Origin of the sequence: Streptomyces liangshanensis, from assembly GCF_011694815.1 — a bacterium.
GTDB lineage: Bacteria > Actinomycetota > Actinomycetes > Streptomycetales > Streptomycetaceae > Streptomyces > Streptomyces liangshanensis.
In genome coordinates this window covers 2,752,251-2,772,511 of the sequence record NZ_CP050177.1, presented here as the reverse complement: position 1 = coordinate 2,772,511, position 20,261 = coordinate 2,752,251, and the positions used below count along the sequence as shown (strand labels likewise).

Annotated in this window: 15 protein-coding genes; 8 read left to right on the top strand and 7 right to left on the bottom strand. The window is 71.0% G+C overall.

Annotated features, from left to right (window positions below; translation table 11 throughout):
* The first annotated feature begins 37 nt into the window (after positions 1 to 37).
* Together HA039_RS11740 and HA039_RS11735 are read left to right on the top strand one after the other, a co-directional pair.
* Positions 38 to 859, top strand: a complete 822-nt coding sequence (locus HA039_RS11740; RefSeq protein ID WP_167027791.1) for a methyltransferase domain-containing protein — start codon at positions 38 to 40, stop codon at positions 857 to 859.
* 31 nt (positions 860 to 890) lie between these two features.
* Positions 891 to 2,540, top strand: coding sequence for a DUF2079 domain-containing protein (locus HA039_RS11735; RefSeq protein ID WP_167027788.1), 1,650 nt, complete (start codon positions 891 to 893; stop codon positions 2,538 to 2,540).
* 347 nt (positions 2,541 to 2,887) lie between these two features.
* Here HA039_RS11735 and mgrA read toward each other — a convergent pair whose 3' ends face one another.
* A complete protein-coding gene (mgrA, locus tag HA039_RS11730) occupies positions 2,888 to 3,925 on the bottom strand; it encodes an L-glyceraldehyde 3-phosphate reductase (RefSeq protein WP_167027785.1) in 1,038 nt (345 codons plus the stop codon).
* A 157-nt stretch (positions 3,926 to 4,082) separates the two neighbouring features.
* On the opposite strand from mgrA, the gene HA039_RS11725 reads away from it, so the two are divergent.
* The 5 genes from HA039_RS11725 (at position 4,083) to HA039_RS11705 (ending at position 10,003) form a co-directional block, all read left to right on the top strand.
* Entirely contained in the window at positions 4,083 to 4,844 is a 762-nt protein-coding gene (locus HA039_RS11725) for an isoprenyl transferase (RefSeq protein WP_167036622.1), read from the top strand.
* Positions 4,845 to 5,227: 383 nt separating this feature from the next.
* Complete coding sequence (locus HA039_RS11720) at positions 5,228 to 6,550, top strand: RNA 5'-3' helicase PhoH2 (RefSeq protein WP_167027782.1); 1,323 nt, start codon at positions 5,228 to 5,230, stop codon at positions 6,548 to 6,550.
* A gap of 388 nt (positions 6,551 to 6,938) precedes the next feature.
* A complete protein-coding gene (locus HA039_RS11715; protein ID WP_167027779.1) occupies positions 6,939 to 7,664 on the top strand; it encodes an aggregation-promoting factor C-terminal-like domain-containing protein in 726 nt (241 codons plus the stop codon).
* A gap of 138 nt (positions 7,665 to 7,802) precedes the next feature.
* On the top strand, positions 7,803 to 9,206 hold the full coding sequence (locus tag HA039_RS11710) for an AI-2E family transporter (RefSeq protein ID WP_167027776.1): 1,404 nt from the start codon (positions 7,803 to 7,805) through the stop codon (positions 9,204 to 9,206).
* Entirely contained in the window at positions 9,203 to 10,003 is an 801-nt protein-coding gene (locus HA039_RS11705; RefSeq protein ID WP_167027773.1) for a hypothetical protein, read from the top strand. Before HA039_RS11710 ends, HA039_RS11705 begins: the two co-directional genes overlap by 4 nt.
* Before the next feature lie 51 nt (positions 10,004 to 10,054).
* Here the strand turns inward: HA039_RS11705 and HA039_RS11700 are convergent, their stop codons facing one another.
* Both HA039_RS11700 and HA039_RS11695 read right to left on the bottom strand, forming a co-directional pair.
* Positions 10,055 to 10,594, bottom strand: coding sequence for an alkyl hydroperoxide reductase (locus tag HA039_RS11700; RefSeq protein WP_167027770.1), 540 nt, complete (start codon positions 10,592 to 10,594; stop codon positions 10,055 to 10,057).
* Between the two features lie 6 nt (positions 10,595 to 10,600).
* Entirely contained in the window at positions 10,601 to 11,155 is a 555-nt protein-coding gene (locus tag HA039_RS11695) for a peroxiredoxin (RefSeq protein WP_167027767.1), read from the bottom strand.
* A gap of 290 nt (positions 11,156 to 11,445) precedes the next feature.
* Here HA039_RS11695 and HA039_RS11690 point away from each other — a divergent pair, with 290 nt between their 5' ends.
* Positions 11,446 to 13,674, top strand: coding sequence for a transglycosylase domain-containing protein (locus tag HA039_RS11690; protein WP_167036618.1), 2,229 nt, complete (start codon positions 11,446 to 11,448; stop codon positions 13,672 to 13,674).
* A 76-nt stretch (positions 13,675 to 13,750) separates the two neighbouring features.
* Here the strand turns inward: HA039_RS11690 and HA039_RS11685 are convergent, their stop codons facing one another.
* The 4 genes from HA039_RS11685 to HA039_RS11670 form a co-directional block, all read right to left on the bottom strand.
* A complete protein-coding gene (locus tag HA039_RS11685; protein WP_167027764.1) occupies positions 13,751 to 15,214 on the bottom strand; it encodes a catalase in 1,464 nt (487 codons plus the stop codon).
* 197 nt (positions 15,215 to 15,411) lie between these two features.
* Positions 15,412 to 17,310, bottom strand: coding sequence for an ATP-binding SpoIIE family protein phosphatase (locus HA039_RS11680; RefSeq protein ID WP_167027761.1), 1,899 nt, complete (start codon positions 17,308 to 17,310; stop codon positions 15,412 to 15,414).
* Positions 17,311 to 17,967: 657 nt separating this feature from the next.
* Complete coding sequence (fomD, locus tag HA039_RS11675) at positions 17,968 to 18,678, bottom strand: cytidylyl-2-hydroxypropylphosphonate hydrolase (protein ID WP_167027758.1); 711 nt, start codon at positions 18,676 to 18,678, stop codon at positions 17,968 to 17,970.
* Between the two features lie 68 nt (positions 18,679 to 18,746).
* Entirely contained in the window at positions 18,747 to 20,189 is a 1,443-nt protein-coding gene (locus HA039_RS11670) for a class II fumarate hydratase (RefSeq protein ID WP_167027755.1), read from the bottom strand.
* Positions 20,190 to 20,261: the final 72 nt, after the last annotated feature.

The window sequence follows — 20,261 nt, the reverse complement described above, 5'->3', positions numbered from 1 at the left end:
AGTCGCCAACTCGCGCGCCCGATGCCACGATCGGCCCATGTCCGACACCGGTGCCCGCACCTTCGAAGAACTGATCGCGGAGGCCGAGGCCGCGTCCGTGGACGGCTGGGACTTCTCCTGGCTCGACGGCCGGGCCACCGAGGAGCGCCCCGAGTGGCGTTACGCCCGCCTGCTCGCCGACCGGCTGTCCCGCGCCACCGCCGCCCTCGACCTCCAGACCGGCGGCGGCGAAGTCCTGGCCGAAGCACTGGCAGGCGCCCGGGAAGCCGCCGGGGGAGTTGCCGGGGAAGGCGCCCGGCCCGGCCCCGCGCTCACCGTCGCCACCGAGTCCTGGCCCCCCAACATCGCCCGCGCCACCGCCCTGCTCCACCCCCTCGGCGTCGCGCTCGTCGCCGACCAGGACGAACCCCCGCTGCCGTTCGGCGACGCCGCCTTCGACCTGGTCGTCAGCCGCCACCCCGTACGGGCCTGGTGGGACGAGATCGCCCGGGTGCTGCGCCCCGGCGGCACCTACCTCTCCCAGGAGGTCGGACCGGCCAGCGTCTTCGAGCTCGTCGAGTACTTCCTCGGCCCGATGCCGCCCGAGATCCGCTCCGGCCGCGACCCCGACCGCGCGATGAAGGAGGCCGAGGCCGCCGGCCTCGACGTGGTCGACCTGCGGACCGCCGCCCTGCGCACCGAGTTCCGCGACATCGGCGCCGTCGTCTACTTCCTGCGCAAGGTGATCTGGATGGTCCCCGGCTTCACGGTCGAGCGGTACCGGGACCAGCTCCTGGAGCTGCACCGCCGTATCGCGTCCGACGGCCCCTTCGTCGCGACGACGACACGCTTCCTGATCGAGGCCGTCAAGCCCGCCTAGTCACCCCCCACCATGCCTAGCATCCGCATACATGGGGACATCTTCGGGTCAATCAGATGTACGGGACGAACAGGGCGAGGCGGGGAAGCCGGCCGGACACGGCGGCCCCGCGACGCGAGCGCGCCCGGCCCCCGTCCCCGCCCCCACCGGTGAACTCACCCCGCTCGCCGCCCCCCGCCTCCCCGGCGCCCTCCTCCCGTGGGGCTGGGCCGCCGCCCTCTGCCTGCTGTACGCGACCGTCGCCGTACGCCGCCATCTCCTGCTCCGTACCACCGGCTACGACCTCGGCATCTTCGAGCAGGCGGTACGCGCCTACGCGCACCTCCGCGCCCCCGTCGTCCCCCTGCGCGGCGACGGCTTCAACCTCCTCGGCGACCACTTCCACCCCCTGCTCGCCGTCCTCGCCCCCCTCTACCGCCTCTGGCCGTCCCCCCTCTGCCTGCTCCTCGCCCAGTCCGCGCTGCTCGCCCTCGCCGTCGTCCCGCTCGCCCGCTGGGCCGCCCGGGTGCTCGGCCCGCGCTCGGCGCACGTCGTCGCCTTCGGGTACGGGGCCAGTTGGGGGATCGCGTCGGCCGCCGCCTTCGACTTCCACGAGGTCGCCCTCGCCGTACCGCTGCTGGCCTTCGCCCTCGAAGCGCTCGGCCGCCGGCGCTGGGGCCGGGCCGTCGCCTGGGCCGCGCCCCTGCTGCTCGTCAAGGAGGACCTCGGCCTGACCCTGGCCGCCGTCGGCGCGTACATCGCCTGGCGCGGCGGGCGGGACACGCCGGAAGGCGGCACGCACCCCCGCCGCCTCGGCCTCCTCACCCTCGCCGCCGGCGTCCTCGGCAGCCTCGTCGAGATCAAGGTGCTGCTCCCCGCCTTCAACCCCGCCGGCGGGTACGCGCACGGCGGGAACCTCGGCGAAGGAGCCCACAGCTCCCTCCTCGCCACCCTCGCCTTCGCCCCGCTCGACGCCCTGCGCCCCGACGTCAAGGCCATGACGCTCGTGCTGGTCTTCGCCCCCTCGGCCCTGCTCGCCCTGCGCTCGCCGCTCTCCCTGATCGCCGTCCCCACGCTCGCCTGGCGGATGCTGTCGCAGAACGGCTTCCACTGGGGCACCGCGTTCCACTACAGCGCGATCCTGATGCCCGTCGTGTTCGCCGGGCTCATCGACTCCCTCGCCCGGTGGCGCCACAGCCGTCACCCGCTCGGCGCACGCCATGTCCGCGCCTCGCTCGTCACCGTGCTCGCCGTGACCGTGGTCATGCTGCCGTCGTTCCCGCTCGCCCAACTGGCGCAACGGGCCACCTGGCGCACCACCCCCCACATCGAGGCCGCCCGCGCCCTGCTCGCCCGGATCCCCGACGGCGTCACCGTCGCCGCCTCCAACCGCCTCGCGCCCCAGCTGACCGCCCGCTGCGAAGTGGTGGTCTTCCCGACGTTCCCGGTCGGGGGCAGGCTGTACGAGTACGACCGCGAGCTGCCCCGGCCCACCGCCGAATGGATCGTGTACGACAGGGAGCCCCCGGAGGCCTGGCCCTACCCGAGCGGCGCGTGGCCCTACCCGGCGCCGGAGCAGGACGCCCAATTGGTCGCCGCACAGCGGAAGTACGGGTACGAGGTCGTGGCCCGCCGCGACGGCATCACACTCCTCCACCGCACCCCGCCGCGTCTCGGTCTCATGCGCGCGGCCCGGCTCTGACCGCCGGGCGTCAAGCTCACGCCGTCACCCCTTCGCTCCTGAGAGTGACGACGGGCCGTGGCGACTTCTCGCCATTCCCCGGGGGCCGACCGGCGGAAAACCCCGGAATCCCGGGCCCCGCAAGGGCTCGAACCGCTGCCCGCCCGCCAACCGCGGCCGATCGGCCCGTACCGAGGGGCGCATCAACCCTTACGAAGGGTTATGGTGGAACTCCCCCCCTCGGGCCGGTCCGTATCCCCCCCACGGACCGGCCCGTTTTTTCATGCCGGCCCCGCGCCCTCGCTCAGGCCCCCGCCCCGCGCTCCCACCCAGGACCCCGCCCGGCCCCCGCCCGGGCGTCCGGACCGTCAGTTCCGTCCGGCCCAGATGTTCGTGCCCTCGGTGTCCACCGCGAACGTGTCGATCTCGACCAACTCGTCCTCGGACAGCGGCGCCGCCGACAGGGCGGCCACGTTCTCCTCCAGCTGCTTCACGCTGGACGCGCCGATCAGGGCCGACGTCATGCGCGGGTCGCGGAGCACCCAGTTCAGCGCCAGCTGCGCCAGCGACTGACCACGCCGCCCCGCGATGTCGTTCAGCCCGTTCAGGCGCCGCACGACCTCGTCGGAGAGCAGGTGCGGGTCCAGGGTCTTGCCCTGCGTGGCCCGCGACCCCTCCGGGATCCCCTTGAGGTACTTGTTCGTCAGCAGGCCCTGGGCCAGCGGCACGAACGAGATGCAGCCCATCCCCGCCTGCTCCAGGGTGTCGAGGAGCGACTCGTCCTCGATCCACCGATTTATCATCGAGTAGGACGGCTGGTGGATGAGCGCCGGAACACCCATCTCCTTGAGGATGCGCGCCGCCTCGGCGCTCTCCGCCGCCTTGTAGGACGAGATCCCCACGTACAGCGCCTTGCCCTGCTGCACGGCGGACGCCAGCGCGCCCATCGTCTCCTCGAGAGGAGTGTCCTTGTCCGGGCGGTGCGAGTAGAAGATGTCGACGTAGTCGACGCCCATCCGCGACAGGGACGCGTCCAGCGAGGACAGCAGGTACTTACGGGACCCCCACTCGCCGTAAGGACCGGCGTGCATCCGGTAGCCGGCCTTGGTCGACAGGACGAGCTCGTCCCGGTAGCCCTTGAAGTCCTGGCCGAAGATCTTGCCGAAGTTCAGCTCGGCGGAGCCGGGCGGCGGACCGTAGTTGTTCGCCAGGTCGAAGTGCGTGACGCCCAGATCGAAGGCACGGCGCAGGATCGAGCGCTGTGTCTCCAATGCGTAGTCGTCACCGAAGTTGTGCCAGAGGCCGAGCGAGATCGCGGGCAGTTTGAGGCCGCTGCGACCGCTGCGCCGGTACTCCATGGAGTCGTACCGGTCGTCGGCTGCGGGGTAAGACGGGAAATCAGTCACACATACTTGCTTATCACGGAGTTGTGACAGAGCGGGTTGGGTGCCCGTGGTGCCCGCGCAGTACTGTGACGGCTTCGGGGTCCCTGGGCCGGCCCCAGGATCCCGTCAGTGGACTTAGTGGACGCGCCGGTCCCCACGGAATCGAGAGGTGGACTCAGTGAACCTGCGCGACCTGGTGTACAGGCTCTACGCACGCCGGGTGGAAGGCCGTCTCGACCACGACCAGGTGCCCAAGCACATCGGCGTCATCCTGGACGGCAACCGTCGCTGGGCGAAGGCGTCCGGCGGTACGGCCGAGCAAGGACACAAGGCGGGCGCCAGCAAGATCCTCGAACTGCTCGGCTGGTGCTCCGAGACCGACGTCCAGGTCGTCACCCTCTGGATGCTCTCCACGGACAACTTCGACCGCCCCGAGGAAGAGCTCGTCCCCCTTCTCGGCATCATCGAGAACACGGTCCGCCAGCTGGCCGCCGACGGCCGCTGGCAGGTGCACCACGTGGGCACGCTCGACCTGCTCCCCGCCCGCACCCAGATCATCCTCAAGGAGGCCGAGCAGGCCACCCTCGGCAACAAGGGAATACTCGTCAACGTCGCCGTGGGCTACGGCGGCCGCCAGGAGATCGCGGACGCCGTCCGCTCCCTGCTCATCGACCACGCGGGCAAGGGCACCTCCTTCGAGGAGCTGGCCGAGATCGTCGACACCGACATGATCTCCTCGCACCTCTACACCCGGGGCCAGCCCGACCCCGACCTCGTCATCCGCACCAGCGGGGAACAGCGTCTCTCCGGCTTCATGCTCTGGCAGAGCGCCCATTCGGAGTACTACTTCTGCGAAGTCTTCTGGCCGGCCTTCCGTAAAGTCGACTTTCTCCGCGCCCTGCGCGACTACGCGGCCCGTCACCGCCGCTACGGAACCTGAGCGAGCCCCTTGCCGCCCAAGGCCTCCGCGCCCCGGTAGCGCCGTCAGGCCCGGTCCGTACCCCCGTGGCCCGCGTCCTTTTCACCCGAGGTTCACCCGTCGTCCGTCATATGCCATGGCATGGCTGAGCGCGGAACAGGGAATACAGCTTCCAGGTCGACGTCCGAAAGCCTTCCGGGAGCAGCTGCCGGGCGGATGTCGCATCTCAGCGGACGGCATGGGGCCGTCCGCCCGGGAGGCCCTTTGCACCAGGACGACCGTACGGTCAGACGTACGGGCGACGTGGAGGGCCGGAGCTCGGCCCGCGCATGGGGTCCGCAGCCCGGTCCACCCGCCCGCGACGCCGTCGCACCCCGACCTCATCCGAGGGGGTACGTCCTTCCGTGGTGACAAGCTCGAAGCGCCGCATGCCTGACCGGCGCACCTACGTTCTCGACACCAGCGTCCTGCTGGCCGATCCGAACGCCATGTCCCGCTTCGACGAGCACGAGGTTGTGCTGCCGATCGTGGTGATCACGGAGTTGGAGGCCAAGAGGCACCATCCGGAGCTGGGGTATTTCGCCCGGCAGGCCCTGCGCCTGCTGGACGACTTCCGCATCCGGTTCGGCCGCCTCGACGCCCCCATCCCGCTGGGCGACCTGGGCGGCAGCCTCCGTGTCGAGCTCAACCACTCCGATCCCGGCATCCTGCCCGCCGGCTTCCGACTGGGGGACAACGACTCACGGATTCTCGCGGTCGCGCGGAATCTCCAGGCCGAGGGGTACGACGTCACGGTCGTCTCCAAGGACCTGCCTCTGCGCATCAAGGCGTCGTCGGTCGGACTCCTCGCCGAGGAGTACCGCGCCGAGCTCGCCATCACCGATTCGGGCTGGACCGGGATGAGCGAGCTGACACTCGCCGCCGACCAGATCGACCTCCTCTACTCGGAGGAGTCGGTCTTCGTGCCCGAGGTGGGCGACCTGCCGGTGCACACCGGGCTGGTGCTCCAGTCCGAGCGCGGCAAGGCGCTCGGCCGGGTCACCCCGGAGGGCAACGTACGGCTCGTCCGCGGCGACCGGGAGGCCTTCGGGATCCACGGCCGCAGCGCCGAGCAGCGCATCGCCCTGGACCTCCTCCTCGACCCGGACATCGGCATCGTGTCGATGGGCGGCCGGGCCGGCACCGGCAAGTCGGCGCTGGCCCTCTGCGCGGGCCTGGAAGCGGTCCTGGAGCGCAGGCAGCACCAGAAGGTGATGGTCTTCCGGCCGCTGTACGCGGTCGGCGGCCAGGAGCTGGGCTATCTGCCGGGCTCCGAGGCCGAGAAGATGAGCCCCTGGGCGCAGGCGGTCTTCGACACGCTCTCCGCGGTCGCCGGCCGTGACGTGATCGAGGAGGTGCTCGGGCGCGGCATGCTGGAGGTGCTGCCGCTCACGCACATCCGCGGCCGTTCCCTGCACGACGCGTTCGTCATCGTCGACGAGGCCCAGTCCCTGGAGCGGAACGTCCTGCTGACGGTCCTCTCCCGGATCGGGGCCAACTCCCGGGTGGTGCTCACGCACGACGTCGCGCAGCGCGACAACCTGCGGGTGGGCCGGTACGACGGCATCGTGGCGGTCGTCGAGAAGCTCAAGGGCCATCCGCTCTTCGCGCATGTCACCCTCACCCGCTCCGAGCGCTCGGAGATCGCCGCGCTCGTGACCGAAATGCTGGAGGACGGCCAGATCTAGGTACGTATCACCCCAGTTGGCGCCGCCCGGCGAAGCCCAGGAGCTTAGCCGGGCGGCGCTGCTGCGTGCGCGCTTTTCCTGAAAACTCCTGGGGCAAACGGGGTGTGAGCTATCCCACGCAACGATTAATTGCCTCGCGGCGTCGGCTTCCGGCAGAGTCTTGCTTCCGTCAGGCCCCCGCATGCGGCACACCCGCACCTCCAGAGGTGCAGCACCAGACAACTCCACACTTGCCGCCGCATGCCGCCCGAGCATCAAGTGACGATCCCCGTGCGGGAATCGCCCGTCGGGCCCGAGTCTCCCGTGACCCAGTAGTGCGGAGTCCAGTGCCAGGGGCACGATCGCGTCCGCGAGGTCACCTATGCGGGCGATGCTGGAAGGACACCGTGTGAGCCGGATCTCGGTCCGGGGGTTCGCCGTGGCTTCTGCCACCGCGGTCACCACCGTCGGCGCAGTCGTGGGGGTCGCCTCGGGCGCCACCGCGCAGGTTTCGGACGACAACTTCGAGGCCACCGCAGCCGACACGACGCTCCTCGCAGACATCCCCGCGGGCCAGCAGGCGCAGGTCCAGACCGCGTCGCTGACCCAGCAGGCCGAGGCCCAGGCATCGGCCGCCGACACGGCGGCGCAGAAGTCGGCCGAGGAAAGCGCCCGTCTCCAGGCGGCCAAGGACGCCACGGCCAAGAAGCAGGCGGCCGAGGACAAGGCGGCCGAGGCCAAGAAGGCCAAGGAAGCCGCCGAGGAGAAGGCCAAGCAGGAGAAGGCGGAGAAGGAGTCCGCCAACTCCATCGCGTCGTTCTCCGCCACCGTGCAGAGCTCGTACACCGTCGCCCAGGTCCAGGCGATCGCCCGGCAGATCGTGCCGGCCGACCAGTTCCAGTGCTTCAGCAACATCGTGAACCACGAGTCCACCTGGAACTACCGGGCCCAGAACGCGTCCTCCGGCGCGTACGGCCTCGTCCAGGCGCTCCCCGGCTCCAAGATGGCCTCGGCCGGTGCCGACTGGCAGACCAACCCGGCCACCCAGATCAAGTGGGGCCTCGGCTACATGAACGACCGCTACGAGAGCCCCTGCGGCGCTTGGTCGTTCTGGCAGGCCAACAACTGGTACTAGCCGGACCTCGTCCGCCCCGCGCTCAACCCTGTGAGGCCCCTCACCGTCCTACGGTGGGGGGCTTCGCCCGTGTACGGTCGTTTCGAACGGCCCCCGGAGGGACGCGTGGGGAGACAGTCGGGGGGAAGAGGACACATCATGTCAAGAGTGCCGGGGTGGCTGGGACGCGTAGGTTCAGGACTGACCCACATGGGGGAGCGCCTGGACCGGCGCAAGGCCGAGGTCGAGGCGGAAGCGGAGGACGACGTCACCGCCGACCTGCCCGCGTCCGCGCCCCTGCCGGCCCCCGCCCCGGAGAACGTCCCGCCGCCGCCCGCGTACGCCCCGGCCGTCGCCGCCCGCCCCGACCCCGTCGCCGCCATACCGTGGGGCATCCGCGTCGCCGGTGAGGCGGCCTGGCGGCTGCTCGTGCTGGCCGGCACCCTCTGGGTCCTCATGCGGGTCATCAGCGCCGTCCAACTGGTCGTCCTCGCCTTCGCGGCCGCCCTGCTGATCACCGCGCTGCTCCAGCCGACGGTCGCCTGGCTCAAGCGCTTCGGCGTGCCGCGCGGCGTCGCCACCGCCCTCACCGCGATCGCCGGGTTCGTCCTGATGGGACTCATCGGCTGGTTCGTGGTGTGGCAGGTCCTGGAGAACCTCGACGACCTCTCCAACCGGGTCACGGACGGCATCGACGAGCTGAAGCGCTGGCTGCTCAACAGCCCGTTCCACGTCACCGAGAAGCAGATCAACGACATCGCGAACAACCTGAGCGACGCGGTCGGCACGAACACCGAGGAGATCACCTCCGCCGGCCTCCAGGGCGTGACGGTGATGGTCGAGTTCCTGACCGGCGCGCTGCTCGCGATGTTCTCGACGCTGTTCCTCCTGTACGACGGCAAGCGCATCTGGCGCTGGACCCTGAAGCTCGTCCCGGCGCAGGCGCGCGAAGGGGTCGCGGGGGCCGGGCCGCGTGCCTGGCACACCCTGACCGCCTATGTGCGCGGCACGGTCCTGGTGGCCCTGATCGACGCCGTCTTCATCGGCCTCGGCCTCTACTTCCTCGACGTCCCGCTGGCCGTGCCGCTGGCCGTCTTCATCTTCCTCGGCGCGTTCATCCCGCTCGTCGGCGCGGTGATCTCGGGCGCCCTGGCCGTGGTGGTCGCTCTGGTCACCGACGGCGTCTTCACGGCCCTGATGGTGCTGGCCGTGGTCCTCGCCGTGCAGCAGATCGAGGGGCACATCCTCCAGCCGTTCATCCTGGGCCGCGCGGTACGGGTGCACCCGCTCGCCGTGGTCCTGTCGGTCGCGGCGGGCGGGCTCGTCGCGGGCATCGGGGGAGCCGTGGTGGCGGTTCCGCTGGTCGCGGTGACCAACACCGTGGTCGGCTACCTCCGCTCGTACAGCCAGGAACAGGCGCTGCGCCAGGCGTCCGCGGCGGCCGAACCGCCGGCACCGGCGGACGGCCCCGAGGCGGAGCCGCCCGCACCACCGGAGCGGCCGGTGACACCCGTGCCCGCGCCGGCCCCTGTCGCGACGGACACCCTGGCGGGACAGGAATGATCTCCGACCTCGAACTCGTCGACGACGACCCCCGGCCGCCCGGCCGGGAAACGCCGGGCTCCGGCACGGCCGCTGGGAAGGCGGGCGCAGCTGGTGACGGCAGCCACGGAAGGGACGGCGGTGACGGCGCCGACGGCGCTGACGGCGGTGACCGGGACGCCCTCGCGCGTCTGCGCCCCTGGCTGTGGGCGTGCGGCGGCGCGCTGGCCGCGTCCGCCGTCTGGGGCGCCTGGGCGTACGCGGAGAGCCAGGCCGTACCCGACCTGCGGGGGTACCGGGTCAGCCGTGAGCTGTGCGAGGACGCGAAACTGTCCGCGCTGCGCGCGGCGTACGGGGAACCGGAAGGCACGGGCAGCCACCAGGTGGACGTGCGGCCCGAGGTGGAGCACGCCGTCTGCACGGTCGACCTGACGCACCCCCGTGCGGAGGGCGAGAACGCCGCGGCGTACGCCTCCGTCCAGCTCGCGTACACCCGGCACAAGGTGACCGACCCGGAACCGGAGTTCGACGCCTCGATCACCTCCCCGACCCCGGGGTACGTCACCGACCACAGGGCGCGGCGGGTAACGGGTCTGGGGGAGCGCGCCTACTTCCTGACCGACGTCGAGGGCGAGGGCAGGGAGCTCCGGGTCCTGGACGGCCAGGTCGAGCTGAGCCTCGTGGTCAACGGTGTGGTCTCGGGCGAGGAGGACCCCGTCACCGGCGAGCTGAAGCTGCCGGAGGCCGTCGACCTCTCGGGGAGCGAGCCGTTGATGGTCGAGGACATGAAGGACCTGATGGCCACGCTCAAGAAGTGACCGGGGCGGGTGCCCGGCCGGACGCCCGGCCCGTACCCCCGCCCCGCCCGCTCACTCCACCTCCGCCAGCACCGCCTCCGCGTCCAGCGTCGTGGCCACCGCCTGGACCACCGAGGCGATCTTGAACGCCTCCTGGACGGTCTCGCGGTCCACGCCCGCCTTGCGGAGTGCCTCCTCGTGCGAGTCGAGGCACTGGCCGCACCCGTTGACGGCGGAGACGGCGAGCGACCAGAACTCGTAGTCGGCGCTCTCCACCCCGTGGTTGCCGATGACGTTCATCCGCAGGCCGGCCCGGAGCATCCCGTACCCGGGGTCCGACATCAGGTGCCGGGTCCGGTAGAAGACGTTGTTCATCGACATGATCGCGGCGGCCGACTTCGCCGCCGTGTACGCCTCCGGGGACAGCCGGGCCTTCGCCTCGGGCGCCAGCGCGCGCAGCACCTGCGGGGAGCGGGAGGCGATCGCGCAGGCCAGGACCGTGCCCCAGAGCCGCTGCTCGGGCAGTTCGCTGTTGCCGATGACGGAACCGAGGTTCAGCCGCAGGTCCTTGGCGTAGTCCGGTATGGCGGACCTGAGTTCGTCCAGTGACATGGTGGATCACTCTCCCGAGAGGAGCGCGGCGGCGTCGAGGGTCCGGTCGCCCTTGTTCCAGTTGCAGGGGCACAGTTCGTCGGTCTGGAGGGCGTCGAGCACCCGCAGCACCTCCTTGGGGTTACGGCCCACGGAGCCGGCCGTCACCATGCTGAACTGGATCTCGTCGGACGGGTCGACGACGAACACCGCGCGCCGCGCGAAGCCCTCCGCGTCCTCGATGCCCAGGTCGCGCATCAGCTCGTGCCGGGAGTCGGCCAGCATCGGGAACGGCAGGTCCCGCAGGTCCGGGTGGTCCTTGCGCCAGGCGTGGTGCACGTACTCGGAGTCGCCCGAGAACCCGAGCACCTGCGCGTCACGGTCGGCGAACTCGCCGGTCAGCCGGCCGAAGGCGGCGATCTCGGTCGGGCACACGAAGGTGAAGTCCTTCGGCCAGGCGAAGAAGATCTTCCACTTGCCCTCGTAGGTCTTGTGATTGATCTCCTCGAACTCCGCGCCCTTCTCCAGGGAGACGCAAGCGGTCAGTTCGAACGACGGGAACGTGTCACCAACAGTGAGCACACGCACTCCTTGTGGGGGGTGGAAGTCCCTTTTGGAGTCCTTCGGGGCTTCCGGGGGCTTCGTTTCGTCACCGATGGTGGCACAGCGGGCACACAGACGGAAACGCTCCACAACCTTCCGTAACCCTCATGAGTCGGTTTCGGTGACACGGGTGCTGATTCTCACGTCCCAAAAGAATGGATCAACGGTCTTTGTCACAGGGTCGGATGTTAGCTTTCTGAGCTGATTCAGGCGAAAGCCGATGAAACGACAAGATCAACGACATGATCCGGGAGCGGAGCGACACGACGATGGGCCGTGCTGACGAGAGACGGGCCCGGCAACGCGGAACCCGCCGGGCGCCCAAGCCGAGGAAGAGCGGCATACGCCGGCTCTTCACATGGAAGAAGATGCTCGGCACGTTCTTCGGCCTCTGCCTGCTCGCCATGGGCGCGTTCGTCGTGCTGTACCTGACCGTGTCCGTGCCGGACGCCAACGCGCAGGCCCAGATGCAGAGCAACGTGTACAAGTACAGCGACGGTACGGTCCTGGCCCGCACCGGCGAGGTCAACCGCGAGATCGTCGGGCTGGAGGAGATCCCGCAGCCGGTCCAGCGGACCTTCGTCGCCGCCGAGAACAAGAGCTTCTACCAGGACGCGGGCGTCGACTTCAGGGGCACGGCCCGGGGACTGATCAACACGCTGTCCGGCAAGGGCAAGCAGGGCGGCTCGACGATCACCCAGCAGTACGTCAAGAACTACTACCTCACCCAGGACCAGACGGTCTCGCGGAAGCTCAAGGAGCTGGTCATCTCCTTGAAGGTGGACCGCAAGCTGAGCAAGAACGACATCCTCGCCGGCTACATCAACACCAGCTACTACGGGCGCACCGCGTACGGGATCCAGGCCGCCGCGCAGGCGTACTACGGCATCGACGCCGCCAAGCTGAACGTCGCGCAGGGCGCGTACCTCGCGGCGCTGCTCCAGGCCCCCAGCCAGTACGACTGGGCCGAGGCCACGCCGCTCGGCAAGAAGCTGGTGACGGCCCGCTGGAACTACGTCCTCGACAACATGGTCGGGCAGCACTGGCTGGACCCGTCCGTCCGCGCGGGCCTCAAGTTCCCCGTACCGCACGAGCCGAAGGCCGCGCCCGGCATGGAGGGGCAGACCGGGTACCTGGTCCAGGCGGCGAACGATGAACTGGTCCGCCAGGGCGTCGACAAGGAGCGGATCGACGCGGGCGGCTGGACGATCACGCTCAACATCGACCGGAAGAAGCAGCGGGAGCTGGTGAAGTCGGTCGACGAGCAGCTCGAGGCCAAGATCGACCGCAAGAAGAACAAGACCGACGCCACGGTCCAGGCGGGCGCGACGTCCGTCGACCCGAAGACCGGGAAGGTGCTCGCGCTCTACGGCGGCGTGGGCGCGACCGAGCACTGGATATCCAACGCCACCCGTCAGGACTACCAGCCGGCCTCCACGTTCAAGCCGGTCGTGCTCGCGTCCGCGCTGGAGAACGGCGCGAAGACGCAGGACGGCAAGACGATCGACACCGGGACGATCTACGACGGCACCAGCAAGCGCCCCGTCAAGGGCAGTGACACGCCGTTCGCCCCGGAGAACGAGGACAACCACAGCTACGGGCCCGTCGACGTCCAGAAGGCGATGAGCGACTCCATCAACTCCGTCTTCGCGCAGATGGTCGTGGACGTCGGCCCCGCCAAGGTGAAGCAGACCGCGCTGGACCTCGGCATGACGGACGTCGCGAACAGCTTCCCCGAGCGCCCCGCGATCTCGCTGGGCACGATGGACGCCTCCACGTGGGACATGGCGGGTGTCTACGCGACGCTCGACAACCACGGCAGGAAGGTCACACCGGCCATCCTCAAGTCGGCCGAGCACAAGAACAACCTGGTCAAGCTGCCGGACCCGATCGGCAAGCAGGTCCTCAGCCGCCAGACGGCGGACACCGTGACCCATGTCCTCCAGGGCGTGGTCGCCAACGGCTCGGGCAGCGCGGCCAGGACCGACGCGTACCAGGCGGCGGGCAAGACCGGCACCTCGGAGAACAACAAGTCGGCGTGGTTCGTCGCGTACACCCCGCAACTCACCACGGCGGTGGCGCTGTTCGGCGAGTCACCCAAGGGCGGCACCCAGGTCACCCTGACCGGTACGGCCAACTCGGGCCGCGCCAACGGTGGTGGCTTCCCCGCCCGCATCTGGGCGGACTACACCCTGGCCGCGCTGAACGGCGGCTCGGACGCGGCGTTCGACCTGGACTACAAGAAGCCGGTACGGGAGAAGCCGACGCCGACCCCCACGCCGACCCTGTCCACGCCGACGCCGACCGTCACGACCCCGACGCCCAGCCACTCCACGAAGCCGCCGGAGCCCCCGACGCAGACCCCGACCACCCCGCCCCCGCCGCCTACCGAGAGCCCGTCGGAGACCCCGACCCAGTCCCCGCCGATCACGACGCCCATCACGCCGCCGGACGAGTCCTTCGACCCGTTCGGGCCGCCGGACGCGCCGCGCGGCTGACCGTCCCGCGATCACCGCGCGCACGGGAGCGGGGCGGGCCTTCGAAGGCCCGCCCCGCTCCCGTGCGCGCGACCCGTCAGCCGCCGTTGACCTTGTGGGCGATCCGGTCGCCCACGTTCTTGTCGATGTTGCGCCAGTACTGGAGCGCCCGGTCCAGCACCGGCCGGGACACGCCCTGCGTCAGGTGCCCGGCCACGTTCGACACCAGCCGGTCGCGCTGCGCGTCGTCCAGCACCTGGCGGACCTGGGTGCCCGCCTGGCCCCAGTCGTCGTCCTCGCTGTGCAGCTTGTACGCCTCGCGCACCATGTCGCCCGCCGAGGCCCAGCCCGCCGGACCGCCGAAGCGCGCCGGGTCGGCCGCGGGGCCGCCGTACGAGTTCGGCGCGTACGGCATGGCGGCGTCGGACGCCTCGTACCGCATCGGGCCGTCCTTGGAGTACGAGTGCACCTGCGAGCGGGCCCGGTTGGGCGGCAGCTGCGTGTAGTTCGGGCCGATCCGGTACCGGTGCGTGTCCGGGTACGAGAAGAGCCGGCCGAGCAGCATCTTGTCCGGGGAGGGGCCGATGCCCGGCACCAGGTTCGACGGCTCGAAGGCGGCCTGCTCGATGTGGACGAAGAAGTTGTCCGGGTTCCGGTCGAGCGTCATCCGGCCGACGTCGATCAGGGGGTAGTCCGCGTGCGGCCACACCTTGGTCAGGTCGAACGGGTTGAAGCGGTAGTCCGCCGCGTCGTCGAACGGCATGACCTGGACCTTGAGGGTCCACGTCGGCGCGTCGCCCGAGGCGATCGCCTCGTACAGGTCGCGGCGGTGGTGGTCGGCGTCGGAGCCCGCCATCCGGTCCGCGTCGGCCTGGGAGAGGTAGTCGATGCCCTGGTCGGTCTTGAAGTGGTACTTCACCCAGAAGCGCTCGCCCGCGCCGTTGATCCACATGTACGTGTGCGAGCTGTACCCGTTCATGTGGCGGAACGACTTGGGGATGCCCCGGTCGCCCATCAGCCAGGTCACCTGGTGCGCCGTCTCGGGGGACAGGGTCCAGAAGTCCCACTGCATGTCGTTGTTGCGCAGCCCGGTGGCCGGGTGGCGCTTCTGCGAGTGGATGAAGTCCTGGAACTTGATGGGGTCGCGCACGAAGAAGACCGGCGTGTTGTTGCCGACCATGTCGTAGTTGCCGTGCTCCGTGTAGAACTTCAGTGCGAAGCCGCGGGGGTCGCGCCAGGTGTCGGGCGAGCCGAGCTCGCCGGCGACCGTCGAGAAGCGGGCGAGCATGTCCGTCCGCCGGCCGGGCTGGAACAGGTCCGCCTTGGTGAACTGGCTGACGTCGTTCGTCACTTCGAAGAAGCCGTACGCGCCCGCACCCTTGGCGTGGACCACCCGCTCGGGGACCCGTTCACGGTTGAACTGGGCCATCTTCTCGATGAGGTAGTGGTCCTGCATCAGGATCGGGCCGTCGGAGCCGACGGTGAGCGAGTGCTCGTCGCTCTCCACCGGGATGCCGACGTTGTTGGTCGTGAAAGGAGTCTGAGGAGATGACTCGGACACGAGCGTCCTCCCGTCGATAGAGGGCCCGGGGGGCCGGGGTGACCTCGGACATGGCAGCGGTCACATCGGCCGCCTGCCCCAGTGAACCTCCGCGACACCCCGTCGGCAACATTTGTCCCCTATTGCCCACCCGAGCGCTCCATCGACCGTTTCGCCCGATATATCGCTGTCCCGCTCCCGCCCGTCCCGCCGCGGCCTCAGGGACCCGTCGCGATCTCGAACCACACGACCTTGCCGGTCGACAACCGGGTCGCCCCCCAGCGCCGCGCCAGGCGGTTGACCAGGAACAGTCCCCGGCCGCCCTCGTCGGTGTCCCGGGCCCGCCGCTGCCGGGGCAGCTGCGGAGAGTCGTCCCCGACCTCGCACCGCAGTACGTCCGTACGGAGCAACCGCAGCGTCACCGGTCTCTCCGCGTACCGCACCGCGTTGGTCACGACCTCGCTGATCAGCAGCTCGACCGAGTCGCTCAGCTCCTCCAGGTCCCAGCGCGCCAGCGCCCGCCGCGCGAGCCGCCTCGCCCGCCCCGGCGCCGCGTCCTCCGGCTCCAGGAACCAGTACGCGACGTCGCTCGGCGCGATCCCGTCGAAGCGGGCCGCGAGCAGCGCGATGTCGTCGTCCCGGTCGCCCGGCCCGAGCACGTCGAGCACGTCGTCGCAGAGCGCCTCCAGGGGCGGGGCGTGGTCGGGCCCGGTCAGCTGGGCCGTCGCCGCCAGCCGCTCCCGCAGCTGCTCGATGCCGGTCCAGACGTCCCGCAGCCGGGACTCGACCAGCCCGTCCGTGTAGAGGAGCAGCGTCGCACCGGCCGGCGCGTCCAGCTCGACGGCCTCGAAGTCGACACCGCCGACCCCGATCGGCGCGCCCGGCGGCACCCGCAGGACCTCGGCCCGGCCGCCCAGGTGCAGCAGTATGGGCGGCGGGTGGCCGGCGTTGGCGATCGTGATCCGGTGCGAGACCGGGTCGTACACCGCGTACAGGCACGTCGCCATCCGGTCCGTGCCCAGCCGCTGCGCCTGCTCGTCCAGGTGGTGCAGCACCTCCTGCGGCGGCAGGTCGAGCCCCGCGAGGGTCTGCGCCGTCGTCCGGAGCTGCCCCATGATCGCGGCGGACGTCATGGAGTGGCCCATGACGTCACCGACGACCAGCGCCACCCGGCTGCCGGGCAGCGGGATGGCGTCGTACCAGTCGCCGCCGACCCGGGCCGTCTCGGCGGCGGGCAGGTAGCGGGAGGCGAGCCGTACGCCGGTCGGCTGCGGCAGGTTCTCCGGGAGCATCGTGCGCTGGAGCTCGTCCGCGATGTAGGCCTCGCGCCCGTACAGCACCGCCTTGTCGATGCCCAGCGCCGTGTGCGTGGCGAGCTGCGCGGCGACCAGCAGGTCGTTCGGTTCGAACGCCGCCCGGTCGGGTCTGCGCAGGAACACCGCGGCCCCGATGACCCGCCGCCGCCCGCGCAGCGGCGCGAGGATCGCGCGGTGCCCGGTCGGTACGGTCCGGTCGGCGCCCAGCAGCTCCGGCAGCGCCGCCCTGGCCGCCGCGGAGTCGCCGAAGACCGGGCGGACCCCGCGCAGCACCTCGGACAGCGCGCCGCCCGACAGCACCTCGCACAGCTCGGCCGCGGGCAGGGCGTCGGACTGCGGGTCCAGGACCGGCAGCAGGTCGCCCTCGGCGATCCGGTCCGGGATCCCGCCGAGGAAGGTCCCCTCGGAGTCGATGCGGCCGTCGGTGAGGCGCAGCCGGTCCGTGCGGCGCAGCCGCAGGACGAACGGCGAGATCGGGCGCTCGTCGCCGACGGGCAGCGGATCACGCAGATAGACGAGTATCGCGTCGGAGAAGGTGGGCACCGTCGCCCGGCACAGGCCGAGGACGATCTCGTCCAGGTCTATGCCGCGGGCGATCCGGCGGGTGGCCGCTCCCACGAAGCGCAGCCGGTCGCCCTCGCGCCGCGCGGTCCCCGTGGGGTCGAGCGGCGTCGTGGGGGGCAGCGCGGGTCCCGGCACGGCGGCGGCTCCCGCCGCCGCCTCCTGCCGCGGCCGCGCGCGTTCCTGCGGCCTGGCAACCAGGGGCTGCCGGCCTTCGTGGGAGGTGGGATGCTCCGTCACGCGTGGGATTCCGTCCGTCCGGGCCGGTGGTGCGATGCGATCGCTTCGACTGGGTCCTGTCCGGTCGATCTTCGTGGATCGGCTCGTGGTTCGTGCGCGTACGACCGGACGGAGCGATGCCCGACACACATGGCTCCATCCCCTCGTAGTGATGTGCGGTCGTGATGACGTGCGGTCAGGTCGCGCTCCGCGGAACCGTTGAGCGGGTGCTGCCTCGCGGAGGACGATCCTACGTTTGAAGCCTGTGGTCGTAACAAGAGTCTCATGGGGCCAGATGCGGAAAAGCGCGATCCACGGACCGGAATTGGTCACTCCAGCGGTAGGGGGGTGAGTTACCCGGGGTCTCGGTGCGGCCGCGCCCCCGGAAGCCGCCCAGCTGCCCGGCCGGGGCCACGGACCCAGCGTGGACGATGCGGATCCGCTCCTCCGGCTTCCGCCGGAGATTCACTCCGTCGGGGGCGTCGATCACCACCGGGGCGCCGGGGCGGGGTGCGGTCGGGGGCCGGGATCGGCCGTGCCCCGCCGGAAGTTGACGACCCGTGCGCGGCGGGCGCCCGGGACCTGTGCGGGCGGCTGCCCAGCCCCGCGATCGGGCGGCTGCCCGGCCCCGCGATCGGGCCGGAATCCGCCCTTGCCGCCGGTCCGCGCCGGGGACGCTCACCGCGCGTCCCGGTCGGCGGCCCCGGTCCTCAACTGCTCCCGCTCGGCCCACGCCGGGGCCGGCGGACGGTCCCAGTCCGCGGGCAGCTCGGGGACCTGCCACGCCGGGTCGGGGCGCCAGTGCTCCCACCCGTCCTTGAACGGGGTGCCCCAGGCGCCGATCAGCTCCAGCGCCGCCCGCCCGGCCTCCCGGACCCGGCGCGCCTGGCCGGGATCCATCAGGCCGTCCTGCTGCGCCTGGGCGAACTCGTCCTCGTCGCGCCACCGCCACGTACGGTCCGGATAGACGTCGATGTCCAGGAAGTGGTCCTCCGAGTCGACGCCCCCGGCCCAGCGGGTGCGCGGCTCCTCCAGGTTCACGTACCAGCTCTGGAACCGCCAGCCCCGCTCCCACCACAGCCACACCGACCAGGGGTCCCCGGGGCGGGCCAGCTTGAGCACGCCCATGCCGTACCACCGGTCGCGCACCACCGTGCGCGGCTTCGTGTAGCGGGTGGACAGCGGCTCGTGGTGGACGGGTGTGCCGTCGGAGAGGACCGGCTTCACACACGGCGTACCGGGCGCCAGCCAGGCCGCGAGCAGCTCGTCGGTGTCCTGGACGACCGTGACAGGGCGGCAGATGTGGACGTGGTCCGCGGCGTTCTGCCGGTACCGCCACAGGATCTGGGTGCCGGGCGCCCAACGCCCGATCGTTGCCGTGTCTGTCATGGGCAGAGCTTAGACCTGACGGCCGGTCGGGGTGGGAGCGCGACCAGGACGCCCGGTCACGGTTCGGATCACGGGCGCGTCATGCGCAGGACGTCCAGCGCCTCGTCCAACTGTTCCAGCGTCAGGTCACCGCGCTCCACGTACCCCGCGTCCAGCACGACCTCACGGATCGTCCGCCGCTCGGCCAGCGACCGCTTGACGACCTTCGCGGCCTCCTCGTACCCGATGTACTTGTTCAGCGGGGTGACGACGGACGGGGACGACTCGGCGTACGCGCGCGCCCGCTCGACGTGGGCCGTGACGCCGTCGACCGTGCGGTCCGCGAGCAGCACGGACACGTTGGTGAGGAGCCGTACCGATTCCAGGAGGTTCTTGCCGATCACCGGGAGCATCACGTTCAGCTCGAAGTTGCCGGCGGCCCCGGCCGCGGCGACCGTCGCGTCGTTCCCGGTCACCTGGGCCGCGACCATCAGCACGGCCTCCGGGATCACCGGGTTGACCTTGCCGGGCATGATCGAGGAGCCGGGCTGGAGGTCGGGCAGGGAGATCTCGCCCAGGCCGGTACGGGGGCCCGAGGCCATCCAGCGCAGGTCGTTGGCGATCTTGGTGAGGGACACGCCGAGGGTACGGAGCTGGCCCGAGGTCTCCACCAGCCCGTCGCGCGCGCCCTGCGCCTCGAAGTGGTTGCGGGCCTCGGTGAGCGGCAGGCCGGTCGCGCGGGCTACCTCGGCGATGACGGCGGCGGAGAAGCCGGGCGGCGTGTTGATGCCGGTGCCCACCGCCGTACCGCCCAGGGGCAGCTCGGCCAGGCGCGGCAGCGAGGCGGCGAGGCGCTCCACGGCGTACCGGATCTGGGCCGCGTAGCCGCCGAACTCCTGGCCGAGGGTGACGGGGGTGGCGTCCATCAGGTGCGTACGGCCCGACTTCACGACCGTCGCGAACTCGTCCGCCTTGCGCTCCAGGGAGACCGCGAGGTGCTCCAGGGCCGGGATCAGCTCGCCGGTGACGGCGGCGGTCGCGGCGATGTGGATGCTGGAGGGGAAGACGTCGTTGGACGACTGCGAGGCGTTGACGTGGTCGTTCGGGTGGACGGGGCGGCCCAACCGCTCGGTGGCCAGCGTCGCGAGCACCTCGTTCATGTTCATGTTCGAGGAGGTGCCGGAGCCGGTCTGGAAGACGTCCACCGGGAAGTGCTCGTCCCAGCGGCCCTGGACGACCTCGGCCGCCGCGCCCCGGATCGCCTCGGCGGCGTCCTCGCCGATCACCCCGAGCTCGGCGTTCACCCGGGCGGCGGCGGCCTTGACCAGGGCGAGGGCGGCGATGTGCGCGTGCTCCAGCCGCTGGCCCGAGATGGGGAAGTTCTCCACGGCGCGCTGCGTCTGGGCCCGCCATTTGGCGTGGGCCGGGACCCGTACCTCACCCATCGAGTCGTGCTCGACGCGGTACTCGGCGGGGTCGGCGGGGTCCGGTGCCTGCGGGTCCGGTGTGTCCTGGTCGTCCTGTGCGTTCATGGTGAAGACCTCCTGTCAGGGCGAAGCGGCTGCCGGACAGGTGTATTCCCACCGGCGCCGCCTCCGCGCGCC